The sequence below is a fragment of the Streptomyces sp. NPDC107538 genome (genome assembly GCF_055657445.1).
The window spans coordinates 552,586-574,881 of the sequence record NZ_JBVKAY010000004.1 but is presented as its reverse complement, the minus strand read 5'-3'; the positions used below and the strand labels follow the sequence as shown (position 1 = coordinate 574,881).

The 22,296-nt window shown below is 72.0% G+C and carries 15 protein-coding genes; 13 read left to right on the top strand and 2 right to left on the bottom strand.

Annotation, left to right across the window (positions count from 1 at the left end; genetic code table 11):
* Positions 1 to 20: 20 nt before the first annotated feature.
* Positions 21 to 1,553 (top strand): CYTH and CHAD domain-containing protein, encoded by a 1,533-nt coding sequence (locus ACZ7MG_RS16995; protein WP_471379930.1) that lies wholly within the window; start codon positions 21 to 23, stop codon positions 1,551 to 1,553.
* Positions 1,554 to 1,658: 105 nt separating this feature from the next.
* Complete coding sequence (locus tag ACZ7MG_RS16990) at positions 1,659 to 3,611, top strand: TIGR03960 family B12-binding radical SAM protein (protein ID WP_471379931.1); 1,953 nt, start codon at positions 1,659 to 1,661, stop codon at positions 3,609 to 3,611.
* Positions 3,612 to 3,694: 83 nt separating this feature from the next.
* Here the strand turns inward: ACZ7MG_RS16990 and ACZ7MG_RS16985 are convergent, their stop codons facing one another.
* Positions 3,695 to 5,314, bottom strand: a complete 1,620-nt coding sequence (locus tag ACZ7MG_RS16985) for a collagen-like protein (protein ID WP_471379933.1) — start codon at positions 5,312 to 5,314, stop codon at positions 3,695 to 3,697.
* Positions 5,315 to 5,565: 251 nt separating this feature from the next.
* Between ACZ7MG_RS16985 and ACZ7MG_RS16980 the strand changes: the two genes are divergently transcribed.
* From ACZ7MG_RS16980 to obgE, 6 genes are all read left to right on the top strand, one after another.
* The gene (locus tag ACZ7MG_RS16980) at positions 5,566 to 6,741 is read left to right on the top strand and encodes a hypothetical protein (protein WP_471379934.1); all 1,176 of its coding nucleotides are present in this window, start codon (positions 5,566 to 5,568) and stop codon (positions 6,739 to 6,741) included.
* 136 nt (positions 6,742 to 6,877) lie between these two features.
* Positions 6,878 to 7,711, top strand: a complete 834-nt coding sequence (locus tag ACZ7MG_RS16975) for a TIGR03936 family radical SAM-associated protein (protein ID WP_471379936.1) — start codon at positions 6,878 to 6,880, stop codon at positions 7,709 to 7,711.
* A gap of 245 nt (positions 7,712 to 7,956) precedes the next feature.
* On the top strand, positions 7,957 to 12,114 hold the full coding sequence (locus tag ACZ7MG_RS16970; RefSeq protein ID WP_471379938.1) for an Rne/Rng family ribonuclease: 4,158 nt from the start codon (positions 7,957 to 7,959) through the stop codon (positions 12,112 to 12,114).
* A gap of 299 nt (positions 12,115 to 12,413) precedes the next feature.
* Positions 12,414 to 12,734, top strand: a complete 321-nt coding sequence (gene rplU / locus ACZ7MG_RS16965) for a 50S ribosomal protein L21 (RefSeq protein WP_006374708.1) — start codon at positions 12,414 to 12,416, stop codon at positions 12,732 to 12,734.
* Between the two features lie 14 nt (positions 12,735 to 12,748).
* Positions 12,749 to 13,003, top strand: a complete 255-nt coding sequence (gene rpmA, locus ACZ7MG_RS16960) for a 50S ribosomal protein L27 (RefSeq protein ID WP_033525817.1) — start codon at positions 12,749 to 12,751, stop codon at positions 13,001 to 13,003.
* A 118-nt stretch (positions 13,004 to 13,121) separates the two neighbouring features.
* Positions 13,122 to 14,558 (top strand): GTPase ObgE, encoded by a 1,437-nt coding sequence (obgE, locus tag ACZ7MG_RS16955; RefSeq protein ID WP_471379939.1) that lies wholly within the window; start codon positions 13,122 to 13,124, stop codon positions 14,556 to 14,558.
* A 125-nt stretch (positions 14,559 to 14,683) separates the two neighbouring features.
* On the opposite strand, the gene ACZ7MG_RS16950 is transcribed toward obgE, so the two are convergent.
* Positions 14,684 to 16,741, bottom strand: coding sequence for a hypothetical protein (locus tag ACZ7MG_RS16950; RefSeq protein WP_471379940.1), 2,058 nt, complete (start codon positions 16,739 to 16,741; stop codon positions 14,684 to 14,686).
* 337 nt (positions 16,742 to 17,078) lie between these two features.
* On the opposite strand from ACZ7MG_RS16950, the gene proB reads away from it, so the two are divergent.
* The 5 genes from proB to ACZ7MG_RS16925 all read left to right on the top strand — a co-directional run bounded on the left by proB (position 17,079) and on the right by ACZ7MG_RS16925 (position 22,220).
* On the top strand, positions 17,079 to 18,185 hold the full coding sequence (gene proB, locus ACZ7MG_RS16945; RefSeq protein ID WP_471379942.1) for a glutamate 5-kinase: 1,107 nt from the start codon (positions 17,079 to 17,081) through the stop codon (positions 18,183 to 18,185).
* 184 nt (positions 18,186 to 18,369) lie between these two features.
* Positions 18,370 to 18,846 carry a hypothetical protein gene (locus tag ACZ7MG_RS16940; RefSeq protein WP_471379943.1) on the top strand — a complete coding sequence of 159 codons (477 nt, stop codon included), beginning with the start codon at positions 18,370 to 18,372 and terminating at the stop codon, positions 18,844 to 18,846.
* A 154-nt stretch (positions 18,847 to 19,000) separates the two neighbouring features.
* Positions 19,001 to 20,287, top strand: a complete 1,287-nt coding sequence (locus ACZ7MG_RS16935; protein ID WP_471379944.1) for a glutamate-5-semialdehyde dehydrogenase — start codon at positions 19,001 to 19,003, stop codon at positions 20,285 to 20,287.
* 147 nt (positions 20,288 to 20,434) lie between these two features.
* Entirely contained in the window at positions 20,435 to 21,028 is a 594-nt protein-coding gene (locus ACZ7MG_RS16930) for an SCO2584 family spore wall biosynthesis protein (RefSeq protein ID WP_471379945.1), read from the top strand.
* A 121-nt stretch (positions 21,029 to 21,149) separates the two neighbouring features.
* Positions 21,150 to 22,220 (top strand): SCO2583 family membrane protein, encoded by a 1,071-nt coding sequence (locus ACZ7MG_RS16925; RefSeq protein WP_471379947.1) that lies wholly within the window; start codon positions 21,150 to 21,152, stop codon positions 22,218 to 22,220.
* Positions 22,221 to 22,296: the final 76 nt, after the last annotated feature.

Sequence of the window (22,296 nt, the reverse complement as noted above, 5' to 3'; positions counted from 1 at the left end):
AGTAGGACTAGATTCATTTCATGGCGGACATCAAGCGCGAGATCGAGCGGAAGTACGAGTCCGACGAGAGCGGCCTGCCGGATCTGACCGGTGTGGCCGGGGTCGCGACCGTCATAGACAAAGGCGTGGCGGAGCTGGACGCCGTCTACTACGACACCGCGGACGAATGTCTCGCCGCCGCCTCCATCACCCTGCGTCGCCGCACGGGAGGCAGTGACGCCGGCTGGCATCTGAAGCTTCCGGTCTCCACGGGCGTCCGGGACGAGATCAGGGCCCCGCTGTCGGACACGCTGCCCGACGATCTCGTGGCGCTGGTGCGTTCCCGGGTCCGGGGGGCCGAGCTGGTCCCGCTGGTCCGGCTGCTCTCCACCCGTGACGTCAGTGACCTGTTCGACGCGGACGGCGTCCTCCTCGCCGAGGTCAGCGTGGACGCCGTGGTCGCCGAGCGGCTCACCGAGGACGGCCGGACCGCCCAGTGGTCCGAGATCGAGGTGGAACTCGCCGACGACGGCGACCCGGCCTTCCTCGACAAGGTCGACAAGAAGCTGCGCAAGGCGGGCGTACGGCCGTCGGCCTCCCCCTCCAAACTGGCCAGGGCGCTGATGGAGACGGCCCCCAAGAAGGGCAAGAAGAAGGCCAGGCAGAAGGCGAAGGAACAGGCGGCGGGCGAGCCCGTCACCCCCGGTGATCATGTCCTTGCCTACATCCGCGCCCAGCGCGACGCGATCGTCGAGCTCGATCCCGCCGTCCGCCGGGACGTCTTCGACTCCGTCCACAGCATGCGGGTCGCCACGCGCCGGCTGCGCAGCACCTTCAAGTCGTTCGGGAAGGTGCTGGACCGGACCGTCACGGACCCGATCGGCGAGGAGCTGAAGTGGCTCGCGGGGGAGCTGGGCGTCGACCGTGACCAGGAGGTCCTGACGGAGCGGCTCACCGAGGCACTGGACGCCCTCCCCGAGTCCCTGGTGACGGGCCCGGTCCACGCACGGCTGCGCGCCTGGTCGCAGCAGGACGGCGGCGGCGCCGGCCCCCGGAGCGGACTGATCGAGGCGCTGGACGGACAGCGGTATCTGGCGCTGCTGGAGTCCCTCGACGCCGTGATCGCGGACCCGCCGCTGCTCGAAGCCGCCGCTGGCGATCCCGAGAAGGTGATCACCAAGGCGATCAAGAAGGACTTCGGCAAGGTGGCCGCCCTGGTCGAGGAGGCCCTGGCCCAGCCGTCCGGCACCGACCGCGACCTCGCCATGCACGAGGCCCGCAAGAAGACCAAGCGCACCCGGTACGCGGCCGAGGCGGCGCACCCCCTGCTCGGCAAGCAGGCCAAGGCGCTCGTCAAGGACATGAAGTCCCTGCAGAGCCTCCTCGGCGACCACCAGGACAGCGTGATGGCCCGCGAGGCCCTGCGCGACCTCGCCCACCAGGCCCACGCGGCACCGGGGGAGAGCGCCTTCACGTACGGACTGCTGTACGGCAGGGAGGAACGGCGGGCGGAGCTGGCGGAGCAGGCACTGCCGGAGACCTGGCGGAAGATCAGCGCGGACATGCCCTTCTGATGCGGGCGTGCGAGGGGGGCCTCCGGGGGCGTTAGGCTAGATGGTCACCCTCCCCCAGCCTCCGGCCGGGGGTGCCCCCAGTCAGCTCACGAAGGTACTCCCGCGATGACTGTCGAGTCGGTCTTCCCACAGCTAGAGGCCCTGCTCCCGCATGTGCAGAAGCCGATCCAGTACGTGGGCGGTGAGCTCAACTCCACCGTCAAGCCATGGGAGTCCTGCGACGTCCGCTGGGCGCTGATGTACCCGGACGCGTACGAGGTCGGTCTGCCCAACCAGGGCGTCATGATCCTCTACGAGGTGCTCAATGAGCGTCAGGGCGTCCTCGCCGAGCGCACGTACAGCGTGTGGCCGGACCTGGAGGCGCTGATGCGGGAGCACGCCGTCCCGCAGTTCACCGTCGACAGCCACCGCCCGGTGAAGGCCTTCGACGTGTTCGGGCTGTCCTTCTCCACGGAGCTGGGCTACACGAACATGCTGACCGCCCTCGACCTGGCCGGGATCCCCCTGGAGTCCCGGGACCGCACGCTCGACGACCCGATCGTGCTGGCCGGCGGCCACGCGGCCTTCAACCCCGAGCCGATCGCCGACTTCGTCGACGCGGTGATCATCGGCGACGGCGAGCAGGCCGTGCTCGACATGACCGACATCATCCGCGCCTGGAAGGCGGAGGGCCGGCCCGGCGGCCGCGAGGAGGTCCTGTTCCGCCTCGCGAAGACGGGCTCGGTGTACATCCCGGCCTTCTACGACGTCGAGTACCTGCCCGACGGCCGTATCGGCCGCGTCGTGCCCAACAGGTCCGGTGTCCCGTGGCGGGTGTCCAAGCACACCGTCATGGACCTCGACGAGTGGCCGTACCCCAAGCAGCCCCTGGTCCCGCTCGCCGAGACGGTCCATGAGCGTATGTCGGTGGAGATCTTCCGCGGCTGCACCCGCGGCTGCCGCTTCTGCCAGGCGGGCATGATCACCCGCCCGGTCCGCGAGCGTTCCATCACCGGCATCGGTGACATGGTCGAGAAGGGCCTGAAGGCGACCGGCTTCGAGGAGGTGGGCCTGCTCTCCCTCTCCTCCGCCGACCACAGCGAGATCGGTGACATCGCCAAGGGCCTCGCCGACCGGTACGAGGAGGACAAGATCGGTCTGTCCCTCCCCTCGACCCGCGTGGACGCCTTCAACGTCGACCTCGCGAACGAGCTGACGAGGAACGGCCGGCGCTCCGGCCTGACCTTCGCGCCCGAGGGCGGCTCCGAGCGCATGCGCAAGGTCATCAACAAGATGGTCTCGGAGGAGGACCTGATCCGGACCGTCTCCACCGCGTACGGCAACGGCTGGCGCCAGGTGAAGCTGTACTTCATGTGCGGCCTGCCGACGGAGACCGACGAGGACGTCCTCCAGATCGCCGACATGGCGATGAACGTGATCGCCGAGGGCCGCAAGGTCTCCGGCCAGAACGACATCCGCTGCACGGTGTCGATCGGCGGATTCGTCCCCAAGCCGCACACACCGTTCCAGTGGGCGCCGCAGCTGAGCGCCGAGGAGACGGACGCCCGCCTCGAAAAGCTTCGCGACAAGATCCGCGGCGACAAGAAGTACGGCCGTTCCATCGGCTTCCGCTACCACGACGGCAAGCCCGGCATCGTCGAGGGCCTGCTGTCGCGCGGCGACCGCCGGATCGGCGCGGTCATCCGCGCGGTCTACGAGGACGGCGGCCGCTTCGACGGCTGGCGCGAGCACTTCTCCTACGACCGCTGGATGAAGTGCGCGGACAAGGCCCTCGCCGACGTCGGTCTCGACGTCGACTGGTACACCACCCGCGAGCGCACCTACGAGGAGGTCCTGCCCTGGGACCACCTCGACTCCGGCCTCGACAAGGACTGGCTCTGGGAGGACTGGCAGGACTCCCTCGACGAGACCGAGGTCGAGGACTGCCGCTGGACCCCGTGCTTCGACTGCGGGGTGTGCCCCCAGATGGACACGCAGATCCAGATCGGCCCCACGGGCAAGAAGCTGCTGCCGCTGTCGGTGAAGCAGCCGGTGGGGAGTGGGCAGCACAGCCACTGACCGGCCGCGGCCCCCGAGGGCTCGGGTCGTGAGGGGTGTCCGGAGGGCCGGTGGGCCGTGCTCCGGGCACCCCTTCTCACGTGCTAGCTGCCGGTCACGCGGGGGGTGACGATCGAGCCGCCGTTGACGATGTTGTCCGAGGGCTGGAGCTCGACCCGGTACCAGGGGCGTGGGTTGCCCCGTGCGTCGTCGCAGTTCAGGGTGGCGTGGGGGCGGGTGTCGGCCGGGACGCAGGTGGTCTCCCAGACCTGGCCCACGGTGGTGACGACGTTGAACTTGACGAGGCCCTTGTCGGCGCTCCCGTGGCCGCCCTTGTACTGGCCCTTGTCCTCGCCGTGGTCCTTGCCGGTGCCGTTACCCGTGCCGTTGCCGGTGCCGTGGTCCTTGCCCGTGTCCGCGCCGTGTTCCTGGGTCGCGTTCTGGGCGTGGTCCTTGCCGGTGGCCTGGCTCGTGCCCTGGGTGTAGTCCTTGCCTGTGTCCTGGGAGTGGCTCTGGGCCGCGTCCTGGGTCTGCTGCCCCTGGCTGTGGCTCTGGCCGGTCTGCTGCGTCTGGCTCTGGCTCTGGCCGGTGCCCTGCGTGTGGCTCTGGCCGGTCTGCTGGGTGTGACCCTGGCCGGTGCTCTGGCTGGTTCCCTGGCTGTGGCTCTGTCCCGTGCCCTGGCTCTGTCCTGTGCCCTGGCTGTGGCCGGTGCCGGTGCCGGTGCCGGTGCTGTGCTCCTTGCCGGTCTCCTTGCCCGTCTCCTTCTGCCCGTGTTCCTGGGGGGCGTCGGACGAGTGCGTGTTGACGGAGACACCGCAGGCGTGGCCGACGTAGCGGCCCTGTGAATCACGGCCGCCCGACGGGAAGTTGGGGTGCGTGCTGAGGTCCGTCCACAGGAACGGGTGGGAGGCCCTGCCCTGGAGGTCGCGGATGCCCGCGAAGACCCGTCCCTTGGACAGGACGACCCGGAACTCGCGCTTCTTCGAGTCCTGCGCCGCGTCGATGTCGGCGCAGGGACCGGTGGGGCCGGTGGGGCCGGCAGGACCAGTGGGGCCTGCGGGTCCGGCCGGTCCGGCGGGACCCGTGGATCCGGCCGGGCCCGCGGGGCCTACGGCGCCGGTCTCGCCGGTGTCGCCTTTGGGTCCTTCGGGGCCCTGGGGTCCTTCGGGACCTCCGGGTCCCTGGGGCCCCTCAGGGCCGGTGGATCCAGCCGGTCCTTCGGGTCCTTCCGGTCCGGTGGGTCCTGCCGGTCCCGCCGGTCCCTCAGGTCCTTCGGGGCCGGTCTCGCCGGTGTCGCCCCTCATTCCGGGCTCGCCCTGCTTGCCGGGTTCACCCTTCGGCCCGACCGGCCCAGGAGGCCCCGTCGGCCCGGGGGGTCCGGTCGGTCCGGCCGGTCCCTCCTCGCACTGGTCGTCGTTGCCGCCGAGCGCCGTCGTACGCGCGTGGCCGTCCTGGTCGTACCAGTCGGACGAGCCGTCGGACTCGGCCTGGTGCTGCCCGTTGTCGTTGTGCTGCTCTTCGCCGTGTTCGTCGGCGGGAGGGCATTCGTCGTTGCCGGCCCTCGTCGTGGAGGAGTGCTCGGACACGCTTCGCGTCGCCGCGGAAGCGGGGCCGGCCAGTCCGGCCGTCACCGCCAGCGCGAGTGAGGCGACAGTGCCGACCTGCGTGAATCTGTGGCGGGCCAGCGGGCCTATCAGCGATATCGTCCTGCGCTCAGGACTCATCTATGTGCTCCTTGTTTCGACCGGTTCGGGGCTTTTCCCCGCACTCGATCGTGAGCCTCACCCCTGTCCACCGACCCGACCAGCGCGCTGGACCGGACGGGGACGTAGATCATCAAATCGGCCTAACCGGCTGTCACGGGTGGGCTAATTCAGGCCTGGGAGTGGTTAGTTGCGAGGTGAGGGGAGGTACGTCACGCGATTCGTGGACGATCGGGCGCATCCGGACAGGGCGCTGCGGCGTCTACATCGTCATGGACCTGGAGAAGAGGCCCGCGCCGCAGCCGATGCCCGCGCGGCAGGCGCCCGAGGGGTGTCTCGTCGTCGCGATCCGGGTTCCCGTGCGGATCGTCGTGCTCGTGCTGGTCGTACCGGTGCGGATGGTGTGGGACGCGCTCGTGGTGGTTGGACGGTTCCTGACGGACGCCGTGCTGCGGCCGCTGGGCCGGGCGGCGCTGTGGGTCGGCAGGGCCGTCCTGGTGTGGCCGTGGGTGGCGCTGTGGCGGTACGCCGTCGTGCCGGTCGCCAAGGGGATCGGGTGGCTCGGGTACTGGCTGCTGGTCGTACCGGCGGTGTGGGTGTACCGGTACGGGCTGACACCTGTGGGCCATGCGATCGCCTGGCTGGCCACCGGGATCTGGTCCGGGGTCGTCTGGCTGGCCACCGGGGTCTGGGCCGGGGTCGTCTGGCTGGCCACCGGGTTCTGGGCCGGGATCGTCTTGGCCGCCCGGGGGCTCGGGGCCGCGCTCGGGTGGCTGTACCGGTGGACGCTGACGCCGCTCGGGCACGCGATCGCCTGGCTGGTGCGGTACCTCGTCGTCGTACCGGCGCTGTGGACGTACCGGTATGTGCTGACGCCCGTGGGTCACGGGATTGCGTGGGTGGCGCTGGGCGTGGTGTGGCTCGTGCGGACGATCCTCACCGGGCTCTGGCTCGGCGTGTACTGGACGCTGCGGGTGCTGCTCGTGCTGCCCTCGGTCGCCGTGTGGCGGTGGGTGCTCGCCCCGGTCGGGCGGCTGCTCGCCGTCGCCGGTCGGGAGCTCCTGGACGCCCTCGGGCACGCGTGGCGGGTGGCCGGGCGGATCTCGCTGGCCGTCGGACGGTTCCTGGCGAATCTCTTCCGGTGGATCATCGTCGAGCCGACGCGGTGGGTGTACCGGACCGTCCTCACGCCCGCCGGTCATGTCGTACGGGACGTCGTGTGGAAGCCGGTCGCGGAGGCCGGGCGCGCGGTGGCCCGCACCACGCGGCAGGCCCTGGCCACCGCCCGCGAATCCGTCCGCCAGGCCCGCGCGAGTGTGCGATCGGCCCTCTTCGGCCGGCCGGCGGAGCCACTGCCCGTCCACAGGCGGGAACCGGCGCCTTACGAAGCGCGTACCCTTGAGAAGAGGTCCAGGGCCGCCGAAGCCTCCCCGCCGTCGCGGGGGTGATCCGGACTGTACGACGCTGGGTAGGCGTCTGCCGGAGTGCTCCCCGCACATGCGGGGGTCGCCCGAGGACCGCACGACACGAGGAGAGGTACCCCTGGGCAAGCGACAGCCCGAAGGCCCGCCGCCCGCACCCGCGGTGCAGCGCATCCGACTGCGCTACACCAAGCGCGGCCGCCTCCGGTTCACCAGCCACCGTGACTTCCAGCGCGCCTTCGAGCGTGCGCTGCGCCGTGCCGAGGTGCCGATGGCGTACTCGGCGGGGTTCACGCCGCATCCGAAGGTGTCGTACGCCAATGCCGCACCCACCGGCACGGGCAGTGAGGCGGAATATCTGGAGATCGCGCTCACCGACGCGCGCGACCCGGAGAAGCTCAGGATCCTGCTCGACGAGTCGCTGCCCACCGGGCTCGACATCGTCGACGCGGTCGAGGCCCGGACGTCCGGGCTCGCCGACCGGCTCACGGCCTCCGTGTGGGAGCTGCGCCTGGACGGCGTGGACCCCGAGGAGGCCGGGCGCGCGGTCGAGGCCTTCAAGGCGGCGGACCTCGTCGAGGTCCAGCGCAGGACCAAGAACGGCGTACGGACCTTCGACGCCCGGGAAGCCGTCGTCGATCTCGGCATCCGTGACGGACGTGACAGCCGTGACGGGAGCGTCGGGGCGGACGGTTCTGAGACGGTCGGTCCGGAGGCTGATAGGCCGACGGACCAGGCCTGTGCGATACTGCGCCTGGTTGTTCGGCACGTGACGCCTGCCGTACGACCCGACGACGTCCTGTCCGGTCTCCGCGCCGTGGCCGACCTGGCGCCGCCGGTCCCCGCAGCGGTGACCAGGCTGGCGCAGGGGCTTTTCGATGAAGAGACCGGCACGGTGACCGACCCGCTCGCGCCCGACCGCGAGGCAGCGACGGCCCTCTCAACGGCCGAACCCGCTGCCGCCGCGAAGGCGTCGGCGCCGGTGGGTCCCGCGTAGGGACGGACGTCGTAGCGCCGCCCTCTGATCCGGGAGCCATCTGGGTCGGGCAGCGCACCGACCACAAGACTTTCGCCAGGCCGTACGCAACATGGCGTACGGAACCGGCGAGACAGGACACAGAGAGCTCCCGTGCGGCGCCCGCGCCCCGGACGGCGGCAGTCGCGCACGACGCGAGCCGCGGACGTCACCGGCCATGCCGGACCGGGTGCGGCGCCCGGGAGCCTGACGGGAGAAACGCCCGCATGCCCGAATCGATCGAATCCGCAGAGCCCGCGCAGGGCTCCGAGCAGAACACGCCGAGCGACACCCTGCCGCCGCGCCGTCGCCGCCGTGCCGCGTCCCGCCCCGCGGGACCCCCCTCCGCCGCCTCCGAAGCGGCCGCGGAGACCACCGCGCCGGCCATACCGGCCGCCGAGTCCGAGGACCTCGCGGCAGCCGACGAGCCCGCCGTGACCGCTGAGGCCGTCGTGGACGCCGAGGTGGACGAGGAAGAGGCCGCTGAGGCCGCAGCCGAGGCACCCGCCGCCGTCGAGGAGCCCGCGCCCGCCGCTCGTACGCGCCGTCGTGCGACCCGCCGCGCCTCCGCGCCCGCCGGTGCGCCCAAGGACGCCGAGACCGTCGAGGTCGTCGAGACCGTGGCGCCGGCCGCCACCGCCGTGGCCGAGAGCGCCGAGGCTCCCGCCGCTGTCGAGGAGCCCGCTCCCGCCGCACGTACGCGTCGTCGTGCGACCCGCCGGGCGTCGGCACCCACCGGCGCGCCCAAGGCCGCCGAGGAGAGTGCCGCCGAGACCGCGCCCGAGGCTGTGATCGTCGCCACCCCGGCCGAGGCTCCCGCCGCTGTCGAGGAGGCCGCGCCCGCCGCTCGTACGCGTCGTCGTGCGACCCGCCGGGTGTCCGCGCCCGCCGGTGAGCCGGTGGCCGCCGAGGTGGCGGAGGCTCCGGCGGAGGCCGTGGAAGCCGCCCCCGCTGTCCCCGCCGCCGTCGCGGAGCCCGTGGAGGAGGCGGCCGAGGAGGCCGCGCCCAAGGGACGTACGCGCCGCCGGGCCACGCGTCGGGTGTCCGCGCCCGAGGGTGCGGCCGCCGAGGTGGCCGAGTCCGTCGCGGCCGAGAGCGCCGCGCCGCAGTCGGTGCAGGCGGCCGTCGCCGAGACGCCCGCCGCCGAGCCCGTCGCGGCCAAGGCCGCACAGGAGGCCGCCGCGCCGGTCGCCGAGGCCGAGGACGCCGGGCCGCGCCGGGCCCGTCGTCGGACCACGCGCAAGGCCGCCGGTGGGTTCTCGGCGCCTGCCGCGCCCGTCGCGGAGGACGCGCCGTCCCGGCCGTCCCGGCCCGCCGTGGCCGTGTTCCAGGCGCCGGTGTTCACCGAGCCGATGTTCCAGACGCCGGAGCGGGCCGCCGCGCAGGCCGCCGCCGAGGCACGGGCCGAGACCGTCGTCGAGGTCGAGGAGCCCGCCGAGGCCCCCGAGCCCACCGACCTCGGCGGGTTCGCCGAGGAGGAGAACACCGGCGGTTCGCGCCGTCGCCGTCGTCGCCGGGGTGAGCCCGCCGAGGCGGAGCGGCCCGTGGCCGCCGCCCCGGTGGCCGAGCCCGACGAGCCGGAGGACTCCGAGGAGCCCGAGGAGGCGGAGGACGCCGCCGACGGCGACGAGTTCGGCGAGGAGGAGTCCACCGGTTCGCGCCGTCGCCGTCGTCGTGGTGGCCGCCGTCGCCGCCGGGGCGAGTCGGCCGACGCCGACGACGTCGCCGAGGGTGACGACCTCGCCGCCGAGCAGGCCGCGCAGGACGCCGAGGACACCGCCGAGCAGGTGGACGAGGACGCCGAGGACGAGGCCGACGAGCGCGAGGAGTCCGGTTCCGGCTCCAGCAGCAGCCGCCGTCGCCGTCGCCGTCGCCGTCGCGCCGGGGACTCCGGCACGGAGGCCGAGTCGGGCTCCGACGACCCCGAGCGCACGGTCGTCAAGGTCCGTGAACCGCGCGAGCGGCGCGCCAAGGAGACCGAGCTCTCCGACGAGGTGCAGTCCATCAAGGGCTCGACCCGTCTGGAGGCCAAGAAGCAGCGCCGCCGGGAAGGCCGTGAGCAGGGCCGCCGACGCGTCCCGATCATCACCGAGGCCGAGTTCCTCGCCCGCCGCGAGGCCGTCGAGCGGGTCATGGTCGTGCGCCAGAGCGGCGAGCGCACCCAGATCGGCGTCCTGGAAGACAACGTGCTCGTCGAGCACTACGTCAACAAGGAGCAGTCGACCTCGTACGTCGGCAACGTCTACCTCGGCAAGGTGCAGAACGTGCTGCCGTCGATGGAGGCCGCCTTCATCGACATCGGCAAGGGCCGCAACGCCGTCCTGTACGCCGGTGAGGTCAACTTCGAGGCGCTCGGCATGGCCAACGGGCCGCGCCGCATCGAGTCCGCCCTCAAGTCCGGTCAGTCCGTGCTCGTCCAGGTGACGAAGGACCCGATCGGTCACAAGGGTGCCCGTCTGACCAGTCAGGTCTCCCTGCCCGGCCGGTACCTGGTCTACGTCCCCGAGGGATCGATGACCGGCATCAGCCGCAAGCTGCCCGACACCGAGCGGGCCCGGCTGAAGACCATCCTCAAGAAGATCGTCCCCGAGGACGCGGGCGTCATCGTGCGCACCGCCGCCGAGGGCGCGAGCGAGGACGAGCTGCGCCGCGATGTCGAGCGGCTGCAGGCGCAGTGGGAGGACATCCAGAAGAAGGCCAAGAACGGCAACGCGCCGACGCTGCTGTACGGCGAGCCGGACATGACCGTCCGGGTCGTCCGCGACATCTTCAACGAGGACTTCTCCAAGGTCATCGTCAGCGGCGAGGAGGCCTGGGAGACCATCCACGGCTACGTCTCGCACGTCGCGCCCGACCTGGCGGACCGGCTGCAGAAGTGGACCTCCGAGGTCGACGTCTTCGCGACGTACCGCATCGACGAGCAGCTGATGAAGGCGCTGGACCGCAAGGTGTGGCTGCCCAGCGGTGGTTCGCTTGTGATCGACAAGACCGAGGCCATGATCGTGGTCGACGTCAACACCGGTAAGTTCACCGGCCAGGGCGGCAACCTGGAGGAGACGGTCACCAGGAACAACCTGGAGGCGGCCGAGGAGATCGTGCGCCAGCTGCGGCTGCGCGACCTCGGCGGCATCGTCGTCATCGACTTCATCGACATGGTCCTGGAGTCCAACCGGGACCTGGTGCTGCGGCGTCTGCTGGAGTGCCTGGGACGCGACCGTACGAAGCACCAGGTCGCCGAGGTCACCTCGCTGGGCCTGGTCCAGATGACCCGCAAGCGTGTCGGACAGGGCCTGTTGGAGTCGTTCTCCGAGACCTGTGTCCACTGCAACGGGCGCGGTGTGATCGTGCACATGGACCAGCCGACGGCCGTCGCCGGCGGCGGGGGCGGCGGCAAGCGTCGCAAGCGCGGCCGTGGCGGTGCCGAGCACGACCACGAGCACGTGACCGAGGCCGTCGAGCCGGTGGATTCGGCCGAGTTGGTCGAGGCCGAGGTGGCCGCCGAGGTCGCCGAGCCGGTGGCGCTGCCCGCCCCCGAGTTCGAGCCGGACGAGGAGCTGTACAGCAGCGTCGCGGAGGCCGAGGCGGCGGTCGGGCGCGGTCGTTCGCGTCGTCGGGCGACCCGGCGGGCGTCCGCGCCCTCGGGTGCCCCGAAGGCGCGCGAGTCCCGCGAGAGCGTGGCCGCCACCACCGTCTCCGAGGACCGTGCCCCGAAGTCGCGGGAGGCCGCCGAGGCGGAGCCCGTGGCCGTGGAGGACCCGGTCGTCGAGGCGCCGGCCGCCGCGCCGAGCGTAGAGGAGGCTGCGGAGGCCGCGCCCAAGGGCCGTACGCGTCGCCGGGCGACCCGGAAGGTGTCCGCCCCGGCGGGCGCGCCGGGCGGGGCCGTGGCTGACGACGCCGTCGTGACGGTGGTCGAGCCGGTCGCGGAGCCCGTGGCCGAGCCGGTCGTGGAGAAGGCCGCCGAGCCGGTCGCGCAGCCCGAGGCGGCCGAGGTCGCCGAGAGCGCGGCTCCGGCCCGTCCGCGGCGGCGCGCGGTGCGCAAGGCGACGGCGCCCACCGCGTCCGCCGAGGCGGCCGTGGTCGTGGTTCCGTCGGCGTCCGCCGAGGACGCGGCCCAGGCTCCGGTCGAGGAGGCGGCTCCGGCCGCCGAGGAGACGGGGTCCGAGGCCGGGACCGAGGCGCCCGCCAAGAAGGCGGCGGCGCGGAAGACGGCCAAGAAGGCAACCGCGAAGAAGGCCGCCACGAAGAAGACGGCGGCGGCCAAGAAGACGGTCGCGAAGAAGGCCACGGCCAAGAAGGCGGCGACGAAGAAGGCCGCCACGAAGAAGAGCACGGTGGCCGCCGAGCAGTCGTCGGCCACGGTCACGGCCTCGACCGACGAGAGCTGAGTCACGGACGAGAGCTGAGTCACAGGGGGCGGGCGGTTCGCCGTCCGCCCCAACCGGTGCCCCTGCCAGGTGATTTCACCACCGGGCGGGGGCACCGGTGTGTGCGGGGAGGGGCTCGGTTTGACCCCTTCGGGCGTGGCCCCGTAACCTTGACCGTCGGCGTGTCCGTAGGTAGAGACGCGTCACATCCCCGTAAACCTCATTCCCTTCCGGGCGCCGGGCGCCCTGGAAGAGGCCGTTCGCATGTCGGGCGGCTGGACTGCGGGGGTGCCGTTCCCGAGCGAGAGAGTGAGATCCGCGTGTACGCCATCGTGCGCAGCGGTGGTCGCCAGCACAAGGTTGCTGTCGGCGACATCGTTGAGGTTGACAAGATTTCCACTGCCAAGGTTGGCGACACGGTCGAGCTCTCGACCCTGCTCGTTGTCGACGGCGACGCTGTGACCAGCGACCCGTGGGTGCTGGCCGGCATCAAGGTCCAGGCCGAGATCGTGGACCACCACAAGGGTGTCAAGATCGACATCCTTCGCTACAAGAACAAGACCGGCTACCGCCGTCGTCAGGGCCACCGCCAGCAGTACACGGCGATCAAGGTCACTGAGATCCCCGCGGCTGCGAAGTAAGGGACTGAGGAGACATGGCACACAAGAAGGGCGCATCGTCCACCCGGAACGGTCGCGACTCCAACGCTCAGCGGCTCGGCGTGAAGCGCTTCGGCGGTCAGGTCGTCAACGCCGGTGAGATCCTGGTCCGCCAGCGTGGCACGCACTTCCACCCGGGCTCGGGTGTCGGCCGCGGCAAGGACGACACGCTGTTCGCGCTGAACGCCGGTGCGGTCGAGTTCGGCACCGCCCGTGGGCGCAAGGTAGTGAACATCGTTCCGGTCGGCTGATCGGACGTCTTCGCACAGTCTTTCGCGAGGCGGACCTCACTTCCCGTTCGGGAAGGCGGGTCCGCCTTTCGCGTGTTAACCAGTAATTGAACCCGTAAGTCTCTGGAGGCACCCCACCATGACCACCTTCGTGGACCGCGTCGAGCTGCATGTCGCCGCGGGTAACGGAGGCCACGGCTGTGCCTCCGTCCACCGGGAGAAGTTCAAGCCGCTCGGCGGCCCGGACGGCGGCAACGGCGGCCGGGGCGGCGATGTCGTCCTGACCGTCGACCAGTCCGTGACGACTCTCCTCGACTACCACCACTCCCCGCACCGCAAGGCCACCAACGGCAAGCCCGGCGAGGGCGGCAACCGGTCCGGCAAGGACGGACAGGACCTGGTCCTGCCCGTGCCGGACGGCACCGTGGTGCTGGACCGGCAGGGCAACGTCCTCGCCGACCTCGTCGGCCACGGCACCTCCTTCGTCGCCGCGCAGGGCGGCCGGGGCGGCCTCGGCAACGCGGCCCTCGCCTCCGCCCGCCGCAAGGCGCCCGGCTTCGCGCTGCTCGGCGTGCCCGGCGACATGGGCGAGATCGTCCTGGAGCTCAAGACCGTCGCCGACGTGGCGCTGGTCGGCTATCCGAGCGCGGGCAAGTCCTCGCTGATCTCGGTGCTGAGCGCCGCCAAGCCGAAGATCGCGGACTATCCCTTCACGACGCTCGTCCCGAACCTGGGCGTGGTCACGGCCGGCGACATCGTCTACACGATCGCCGACGTCCCCGGGCTCATCCCCGGCGCCAGCCAGGGCAAGGGCCTGGGCCTGGAATTCCTCCGCCACGTCGAGCGCTGCAGCGTCCTCGTCCACGTCCTCGACACCGCGACGCTGGAGTCGGACCGCGACCCCCTCTCCGACCTCGACATCATCGAGGAGGAGCTGACGCAGTACGGCGGGCTCGGCGACCGGCCCCGGATCGTCGTCCTCAACAAGATCGACGTGCCCGACGGCAAGGATCTCGCCGAGATGGTGCGGCCGGACCTGGAGGCCCGCGGCTACCAGGTCTTCGAGGTGTCCGCCGTCGCCCACACCGGGCTGCGGGAGCTGTCCTTCGCGCTCGCCGGGCTGGTGGGCGGGGCGCGGGCGGCGAAGCCGAAGGAGGAGGCGACGCGGATCGTCATCCGGCCCAAGGCCGTCGACGACGCGGGCTTCACGGTCGTGCGGGAGGAGGACGGGCTCTTCCGGGTGCGGGGCGAGAAGCCGGAGCGCTGGGTCCGCCAGACCGACTTCAGCAACGACGAGGCCGTGGGCTATCTCGCCGACCGGCTCAACCGGCTGGGTGTCGAGGAGGAGCTGATGAAGGCCGGGGCCCGCGCGGGCGACGGCGTCGCCATCGGCCCCGAGGACAACGCGGTCGTCTTCGACTGGGAGCCGACCGTCATGGCCGGCGCGGAGATGCTCGGCCGCCGTGGCGAGGACCACCGCTTCGAGGAGCCCCGGCCGGCCGTGCAGCGGCGTCGGGACCGGCAGGCGGAGCGGGACGAACTCCAGAAGGAGTACGACGACTTCGAGCCGTTCTAGGGCGACCGGGGGGGGTGCCCGGGGGTTCCTGGGTGCCCCGCAGCAGGGAAGTGGAAGGGCCCCGGAGGTGAACACCTCCGGGGCCCTTCCGTCGTTTCCGGGGGCTACGCGAGCGCCTCCGGGGGCTACGCGAGCGCCTCCGTGGGCTCGCCCTCTGTCAGTTCGTCGCCCGCCTCCCGGGGGGACGGCACCTCGTTGACGAGGCGGGACTCCATGCGGACGCGGCGGGCGTCGGCCTTGGCGCAGAGGGCCTTGACGGCGAGGTCGAAGCGGACGAGGGACGGCGGGTCCGAGGGGCCGAGGAGCTGTTCCTTGAGGTCGGCGCGGGCCTTGGTGAAGCGGTCCTTCTCTGGGTCGCGGACCGCGTCGAGGAGGGCCGGGACACCGTCCGCCTTCGGCGTCAGGACGACACCCGCGGAGACCGTCGGGAAGGCCGAGCGGAACGCCTCCTCCGGCAGCCCGGAGGTGTTGGCGACCGAGTACGGCTTCTCGCTGGACAGCCAGTCGGAGACCACCGACGAGACATCGCTGATCAGCAGGTCCGACACGTTGAAGCAGGCGAAGATCGCGGGCCGCGCCTCGGTGATGATCCGGTGCTCCCACTCCGGGAACGACGCCCAGTACGCCTTCTCCCAGGCCAGCGTCGCCTCGAAGATCGCCGCCTCACGGTCCCCGCTCGGCGTGCCCTGCAGCAGCATCCGCTCCATCTCGTCCGCGCTGGCCCGGAAGGAGGTCGAGGTGAGCTTGTCCAACTCGGCCGTCCGGCGGGCCAGTTCGGCCGCGGCGTCGGCACCCGGCCGCGCGCCCGACCGCTTCGTGTTGGCCTCGCGGATCATCGCCTTGATGCGCTCGTTCGCGGCGCCCGCGCGCGGGTCGACCGAACCGGTCATCGGGTGCGGCTTGTAGAGCAGCCGGACGTTGTCGTCGGCGAGCAGCCGCCGGACGATGTTCTCGCCGGCCAGGACCACGGACGTGTTGCCGGGGTTGCCGTCCCAGCCCTCCCAGGTGGGGGCGTACAGGACGGTCGTGAACGTGCCGGTCGGCGGGCCCGCGTACGGGCGGATCGGCGCCAGCTGCGGGCGGCCGACCTCGACGATGTCCTTGTCCTCGACCCCGACCTCGGCGAGCGCGTACCGCTCCCGGGCGGCGGGACCGGCGACCCACACCTCGTCGTACGCCTTCGCGTAGGGGTTGCAGGAGGACAGCTTGTCGCTCTCGCCGTGGTTGATGAAGGCGTGCTTGACGGTGGGGATGCGCAGCACCTGGGAGGTCTTCGCGGCGTTGGCCGGGTGCAGCATCATCTTCAGCGTCGAGTTCTCCAGGGAGAACATCGTCGAGACCTTGGGGAAGCAGATGACCGGCACGTCCGTCGCGTCGATCTTCTGCACCATGAAACGCTCACGCAGCACGATCAGCGGCTTCTCCAGCCGGGAGAGCGTGGAGAGCCACATGTTCGCCTGGTACGCCGACGTCGTACCGCCGGAGAAGTACATCGCGGTGGTCGGCCGGTAGTCGGCGAGCCACTGGTCCAGCCACTCCATGACCTGCTGCTCGTTCTTCGCCCGCTTCTTCGGCAGCAGCCAGGTCGCCAGGTACGTCGTACCGACGACGAGGGCGCCGAGCGAGGCGCCGAGGCCGAGGCCGCCCCAGGTGGCGTCGTCGGTGGCCGCGGTGAGCACCAGGCCGGCCGTGATCGGCAGGGAGAAGGTCAGCAGCCGGTGGGCCTGGCGGCGGGCCAGGAGGCGCGGCGGCGAGGCGGTCAGCCGCAGCGCGGAGGCGTCGATGTTGCGGGTGACGATCGGCAGCGTCCGGGTGCGGCGGACCAGCACCGAGACGGCCTGGCAGGTGAAGTGCGCCACGTAGAAGACGAGGAGGCCGACCACGAGCGGGGCCTGCTCGCCCAGCGGCAGGCCGTCGATGCGCAGCAGCCCCACCAGGATCAGCATGTCGCGCAGCAGCTGGCGGACCAGTGCGTCGAAACGGACCTTGCCCAGGAGGGAGAGCAGTCCGGGGTCCCGGTACTGCAGGTAGGTGTCCAGGACGAGGCCCGCCGCGCTCGCGGCGACGAACAAGGGGATGTTCGGCAGCAGCGCGGAGACGGTCTGGGCCGTGAAGAGCGCGAACATCGCGAACAGCGCTGACAGCTGCGCGATGCGGCGGGGTGCGAGGCCTGCGGAGGGCACGGGCTGGGCTCCTGCGGAGGGTGCGACGGACGGAGGGGGGAGGGTGAGTCTGGGGGTGGCCTGAAGGAGGCCGATCCCTGACCGTATGACCTAGGGAGGCCGAGGAGCAATCTTCGGCGGGAGTAATCGGTGGTAGTCGGACATAACGCCTGGAACCTTGAGGGGCCTTTCGGCATCTCCTCATAAAGGGCTCGACGGCCGACCGCCCCCGTCCGCCCCTCGAAATGAGGACGCGGCCGGTCCGCGCGCTCCCGTAGATTGCGAAGTACACACACCGGGGTACACACCGGGCCGGTTCGGAACATTGGGGATACGGGTGTCAGCGGCAAGGCAGGGCGTGGCGGAAGCGCACCGGATCGTCGTCAAGGTGGGCTCCTCGTCGCTGACGACGGCGTCCGGCGGCCTCGACGCGGACCGGGTGGACGCCCTCGTGGACGTCCTCGCCAAGGCCCGCAGCGGCGGCGAGCGGGAGGTCGTGCTGGTCTCCTCCGGCGCCATCGCCGCCGGACTCGCACCGCTGGGCCTGCGCCGTCGCCCCAAGGACCTCGCCCGGCAGCAGGCCGCCGCCAGCGTCGGCCAGGGCCTGCTGGTGGCCCGCTACACGGCCTCCTGCGCCCGCTACGGCATCCGCGTCGGCCAGGTGCTCCTCACCTCCGACGACATGAGCCGCCGCGCCCACCACCGCAACGCCTCCCGCACCCTCGACAAGCTCCTCGCCATGGGCGCGCTACCGGTCGTCAACGAGAACGACACCGTCGCCACGGACGAGATCCGCTTCGGCGACAACGACCGCCTCGCCGCCCTGGTCGCCCACCTCGTACGGGCTGATCTGCTGGTCCTGCTGTCGGACGTGGACGGGGTGTACGACGGCGACCCCGGCAGGCCCGGTACGTCGCGGATAGCGGAGGTACGGGGGCCCGAGGACCTCGCGCACGTGGAGATCGGCAGCGCCGGCAAGGCGGGCGTCGGCACCGGGGGCATGGTCACCAAGGTCGAGGCGGCCGGGATCGCCACCGGGGCGGGCATCCCCGTGGTCCTGACCAGCGCGGTCCACGCGGCGGACGCGCTCTCCGGCGGTGACACCGGGACGTACTTCCACCCCACCGGCAAGCGGTCCGCCGACCGGCTGCTGTGGCTCCAGCACGCCTCCACCCCGCAGGGCGCGCTGGTCCTCGACGACGGGGCCGTGCGCGCGGTCGTCGAACGCCGCACCTCGCTGCTGCCGGCCGGCATCGCGGCCGTCGAGGGCGACTTCACCGCCGGCGACCCCGTGGAACTGCGCGACGGCGCGGGCCGGGCGGTCGCCCGCGGGCTGGTGAACTTCGACGCCAAGGAGATCCCTCAGCTGATCGGCCGCTCGACCCGGGAACTGGCGCGCGAGCTGGGTCCCGCGTACGAACGAGAGGTCGTACACAGGGACGACCTCGCCCTCCTGCACCCCTGACCAGCGGCCCCCTGGAGGGGCCGGAGCGCGGCCCCCGGCGGTGCGCGTTCCGTAAAACCGCCACGCGAAGCCCCTGAGCCTGCTCAACTTTGTCCCAGGGGGATTCCGTACGACCTGTGAAGAGCTGCTGCACGACCTGATACGAGGCAAGACGAGGCACGACATCGTTGCGAAGGAGGCCGTCGTGAGACGAGTACGCCCCGGGGCCGCGGCGTCCCGTGGTGGTGGTACCTCCCGTGCGGCGGGCGAGGAGCGGACGCTCGCCAGCGTCGCCGCCTCGGACACGTACGAGGGCGAGTGCGCCGAGAAGCCGCAGGACCTGCCCCGGCTGTGGCACGTCACCCTGAGCGTCTCCGGACCCGAGGCCCCCCTCAAGGAGGTCCGGCGCGGCCTGGAACAGCTCGCCCACGACCACCCCTTTCTGCTGACCAGCCGCTATGCCAACGACCACGCCGAGATCCGCTACTGGGAGGAGGCCCGCGACCTGCACGACGCGGCCGCCGTGGCCCTCAGGCTGTGGGGCGAGCACCGCCGGACGGCCGGGCTGCCGCCCTGGGAGATCGTCGGCCTGGAGGTCATCGACCGCCAGACGTACCACCTGCGCCTCGCCGAGGGCTTCGGTCCGCCCCCGGCCACGTCCGTGGGCGTCCACCCCTTCTGACCGTCCACCCCTTCTGACCGTCCACCCCCTTCTGGCCGTCCACCCCTCTCGGCCCTCCACCACTTCCGGCCGTCCCGCGGGTGGCCCCGGGCAGGGTGTCTCGCGCTGTGGAACAGCCGATGAACGCCTCCGCCGGGCGCACTACCCTTTCCCCATGACCTCGCTCTCGCCGTACGACTCCATGACGCCGGTCACCCGGGCCGCCTACCGTGCCAAGGCCGCCGCCGCCGACCTCGCGCCGCTCCCGCGCGCCGACAAGGACGACGCGCTGCTCGCCATCGCGGACGCGCTGGAGGTCCGTACGAGCGAGATCGTCGAGGCCAACGCCAAGGACATCGAGCGGGCCCGGGAGGCCGGCACCAGCGAGGCGATCGTCGACCGGCTGACGCTGACCCCGGAGCGGGTCCGCGCGATCGCCGCCGACGTCCGTGACGTGGCCGCGCTGCCCGACCCGGTCGGCGAGGTCGTCCGCGGCTCGACCCTCCCCAACGGCATCGACCTGCGCCAGGTCCGGGTCCCGCTCGGTGTGGTCGGCATCATCTACGAGGCCCGCCCGAACGTGACCGTGGACGCCGCCGCCCTCTGCCTGAAGTCCGGCAACGCGGTCCTGCTGCGCGGCTCGTCCTCCGCCTACGAGTCCAACACCGCCCTCGTCCGGGTCCTCCGGGACGCCGTCGGCGGCGCGGGCCTGCCCGCCGACGCCATCCAGCTGGTCCCCGGCGAGAGCCGCGACTCCGTGCGCGAGCTGATGCGCGCCCGCGGTCTGGTCGACGTCCTCATCCCGCGCGGCGGCGCCTCCCTGATCCGTTCGGTCGTCGAGGACTCCACCGTCCCGGTGATCGAGACCGGCACGGGCAACTGCCATGTCTACGTCGACGCCCAGGCCGACCTCGACACGGCGATCGAGATCCTGATCAACTCCAAGGCCCACCGGGTCAGCGTCTGCAACGCCGCCGAGACCCTCCTCGTCCACCAGGACATCGCCCCCGAGTTCCTGCCCCGCGCCCTCGACGCGCTCGCCGACGCCGGGGTCACCGTCCACGCCGACGAGCGGGTCCTGGCGTACGCGAAGGACTCCAAGGCCACCGTGGTCGAGGCCACGACCGAGGACTGGGAGACCGAGTACCTGTCGTACGACATCGCCGCCGCCGTCGTCGACTCGCTCGACCGGGCCGTGGAGCACATCCGGCTGTGGAGCTCCGGCCACACCGAGGCGATCGTCACCACCTCCCAGCAGGCCGCCCGCCGCTTCACCCAGCTGGTCGACTCCACGACGGTCGCCGTCAACGCCTCGACCCGGTTCACCGACGGCGGCCAGTTCGGCTTCGGCGCCGAGATCGGCATCTCCACCCAGAAGCTGCACGCCCGGGGCCCGATGGGCCTGCCCGAGCTGACCAGCACCAAGTACATCGTCACCGGCGACGGGCACGTACGGCGCTGAGGGCGAGGGCACGTACGGCGCCGAGGGGGCGCGCGGGTCTCGCGGGGCGCCGGTCCGTTCCTGTGAACAGCCTGGCGTCCAGCTGGCAAAACGGATGAATTTCCTTACCGTCTGCCCAAATTGACCACCCCGGTCTACTCTGGATCCGTGCCGGAGGACGTGGGGGGCACGCCGTTCCCTGACGGCTGGGAGCCCGACGACGACCGCGACCGCGGGGGTATGGACGAAGAGTTCGCCTCCGTGGTCTTCGACGAGGACTTCGTACGGGCGGCCGTGGTCCACGAGCCGACCGCGATCGAACGTCTGCTCGCAGCGGCGGAGGCCCGTGCCGCCGCCCAGGAGGCCGAGGCCCGCCGGGCGCACTCCAGAGGCGTACGCGGCGACGACGACCGCTTCGGCGCCGACGGCCCCGATTTCGGTCACGGCCGCGACGACGACCTGGACGACCTCGACGACGCCGAGATCCTTCAGGGCCGCTACGGCGCCGACGGGGCGTACGGCAGGCCGTACGGCAAGCAGACCCGCTGGCACCGGCCCGTGGCCTGGATCCTCGCCCTGGTGATGGGCATCGGCATGGTCGCGCTGGCCTTCACCGCGGTCTACCGGGGCGCCTCCGCCGGACGCGGCGAGGTCCCGCTGCCCCCCGCCACCACCGGCGTCGAACAAGGCACCCCGACCGGCCCCTCCGCCTCCGCGGACTACTCCCAGCCGGCGGTGTCGGCGGACCCCCGCACCCCCTGACGGGCTCCGCACGGGCCCCGGAGTGCGGTGTGTCACGGTGCGTGAAACCTGGTGAGGACCTGTCAGAACTTGTGGTGTACCACGGCGTTTACCGAGGCCCCGGAAGACCTACTCTCCATGTATGGGCGGGCCTGGAAACCCACCTGAGGGGAGTCCCGAGGGCGGCCCCGGCGGTGGAGAGGACGAATACCGATCCGTCGTCTTCGACGAATCGTTCATCCGTGCTGCCCGCCTCCAGGAGTTCTCCGCCCACGAGCGCCTCTCCGACCACGCCCCCGCCGTGCGCCGCCGCCCGGCCGTCCGCCGCGGCCTCTCCCGGCAGGCCCTGGTCCTCGTCCTGCTGATCGCCCTCGCCTTCGGCACCGCGATCTACATGGGCGTCCGCCATCCGTACGACACCCCGGCCGCGAAGCCCACCGAGCCGCTGCGGATGACGGTGATCCCGCTGTCCCCGCAGTCCGCGGTGCCCGGCGCCGAGCAGCCGGAGACGCTGTACGCGCACAGCCCGGCCGCCCAGTTCCGGATCGGCGCCGAGGGCATCACCATGCCGGCCACCCGGCGCACCGAGCACTTCACCGACAGCCAGGTCGTCTCCGCGCTGACCATCGCCAAGGAGTACCTGGTCGCCTCCGCCCTGGACCCGGAGGTGCTCGGCGGCACGACCGTCCAGCCGGTGCGGCGGCTGCTCGACTCGGAACAGCTCGACCAGTTCGAGCAGAGTTTCGACCAGCCGGCGGCGGACGGGCGGCACGCGCCCACCGGCTGGCTGGTCCGCTTCGACCCGTCCCGGGCGGAGCTCGCCGACCGGAAGATCCGCGTCCAGGGCACGCTGCAGGCCGCCGAGCTCGACTCCGGCACCCTGGAGGTCGTCGCCGCGCACACCCTCGTGTACGCGCTGCGGCCGTCCGGCGGGCCGGCCGACGCGGAGGCCTCGCTGTTCACCGTCCGGCGCGAGCTGCACTTCCGCTTCGACCAGGACGATCTGCGCACCCACCAGGTCGAGGTCGTCGTCGCCTATGTCCAGGCCGGGCCGCTGGCCTGCGCCGACGACGCCACGAACCATCTGCGACCGCTGCTCGCCGGGCAGACGGCGAAGGCGGGCGGTCCCTCCGCGGGGACCGACCCCTATGGCACGGGTGCGGCTACGGCGTTGTGCGGGACCTTGGCGGAGAGTGCGCAGCCGAAGGTGTGAGCCGGGGGGTGCGTGGTCGGGTGCGGGTGGGTGGGGCTTCTCGCGCAGTTCCCCGCGCCCCTGAAAAGCGGGGCTG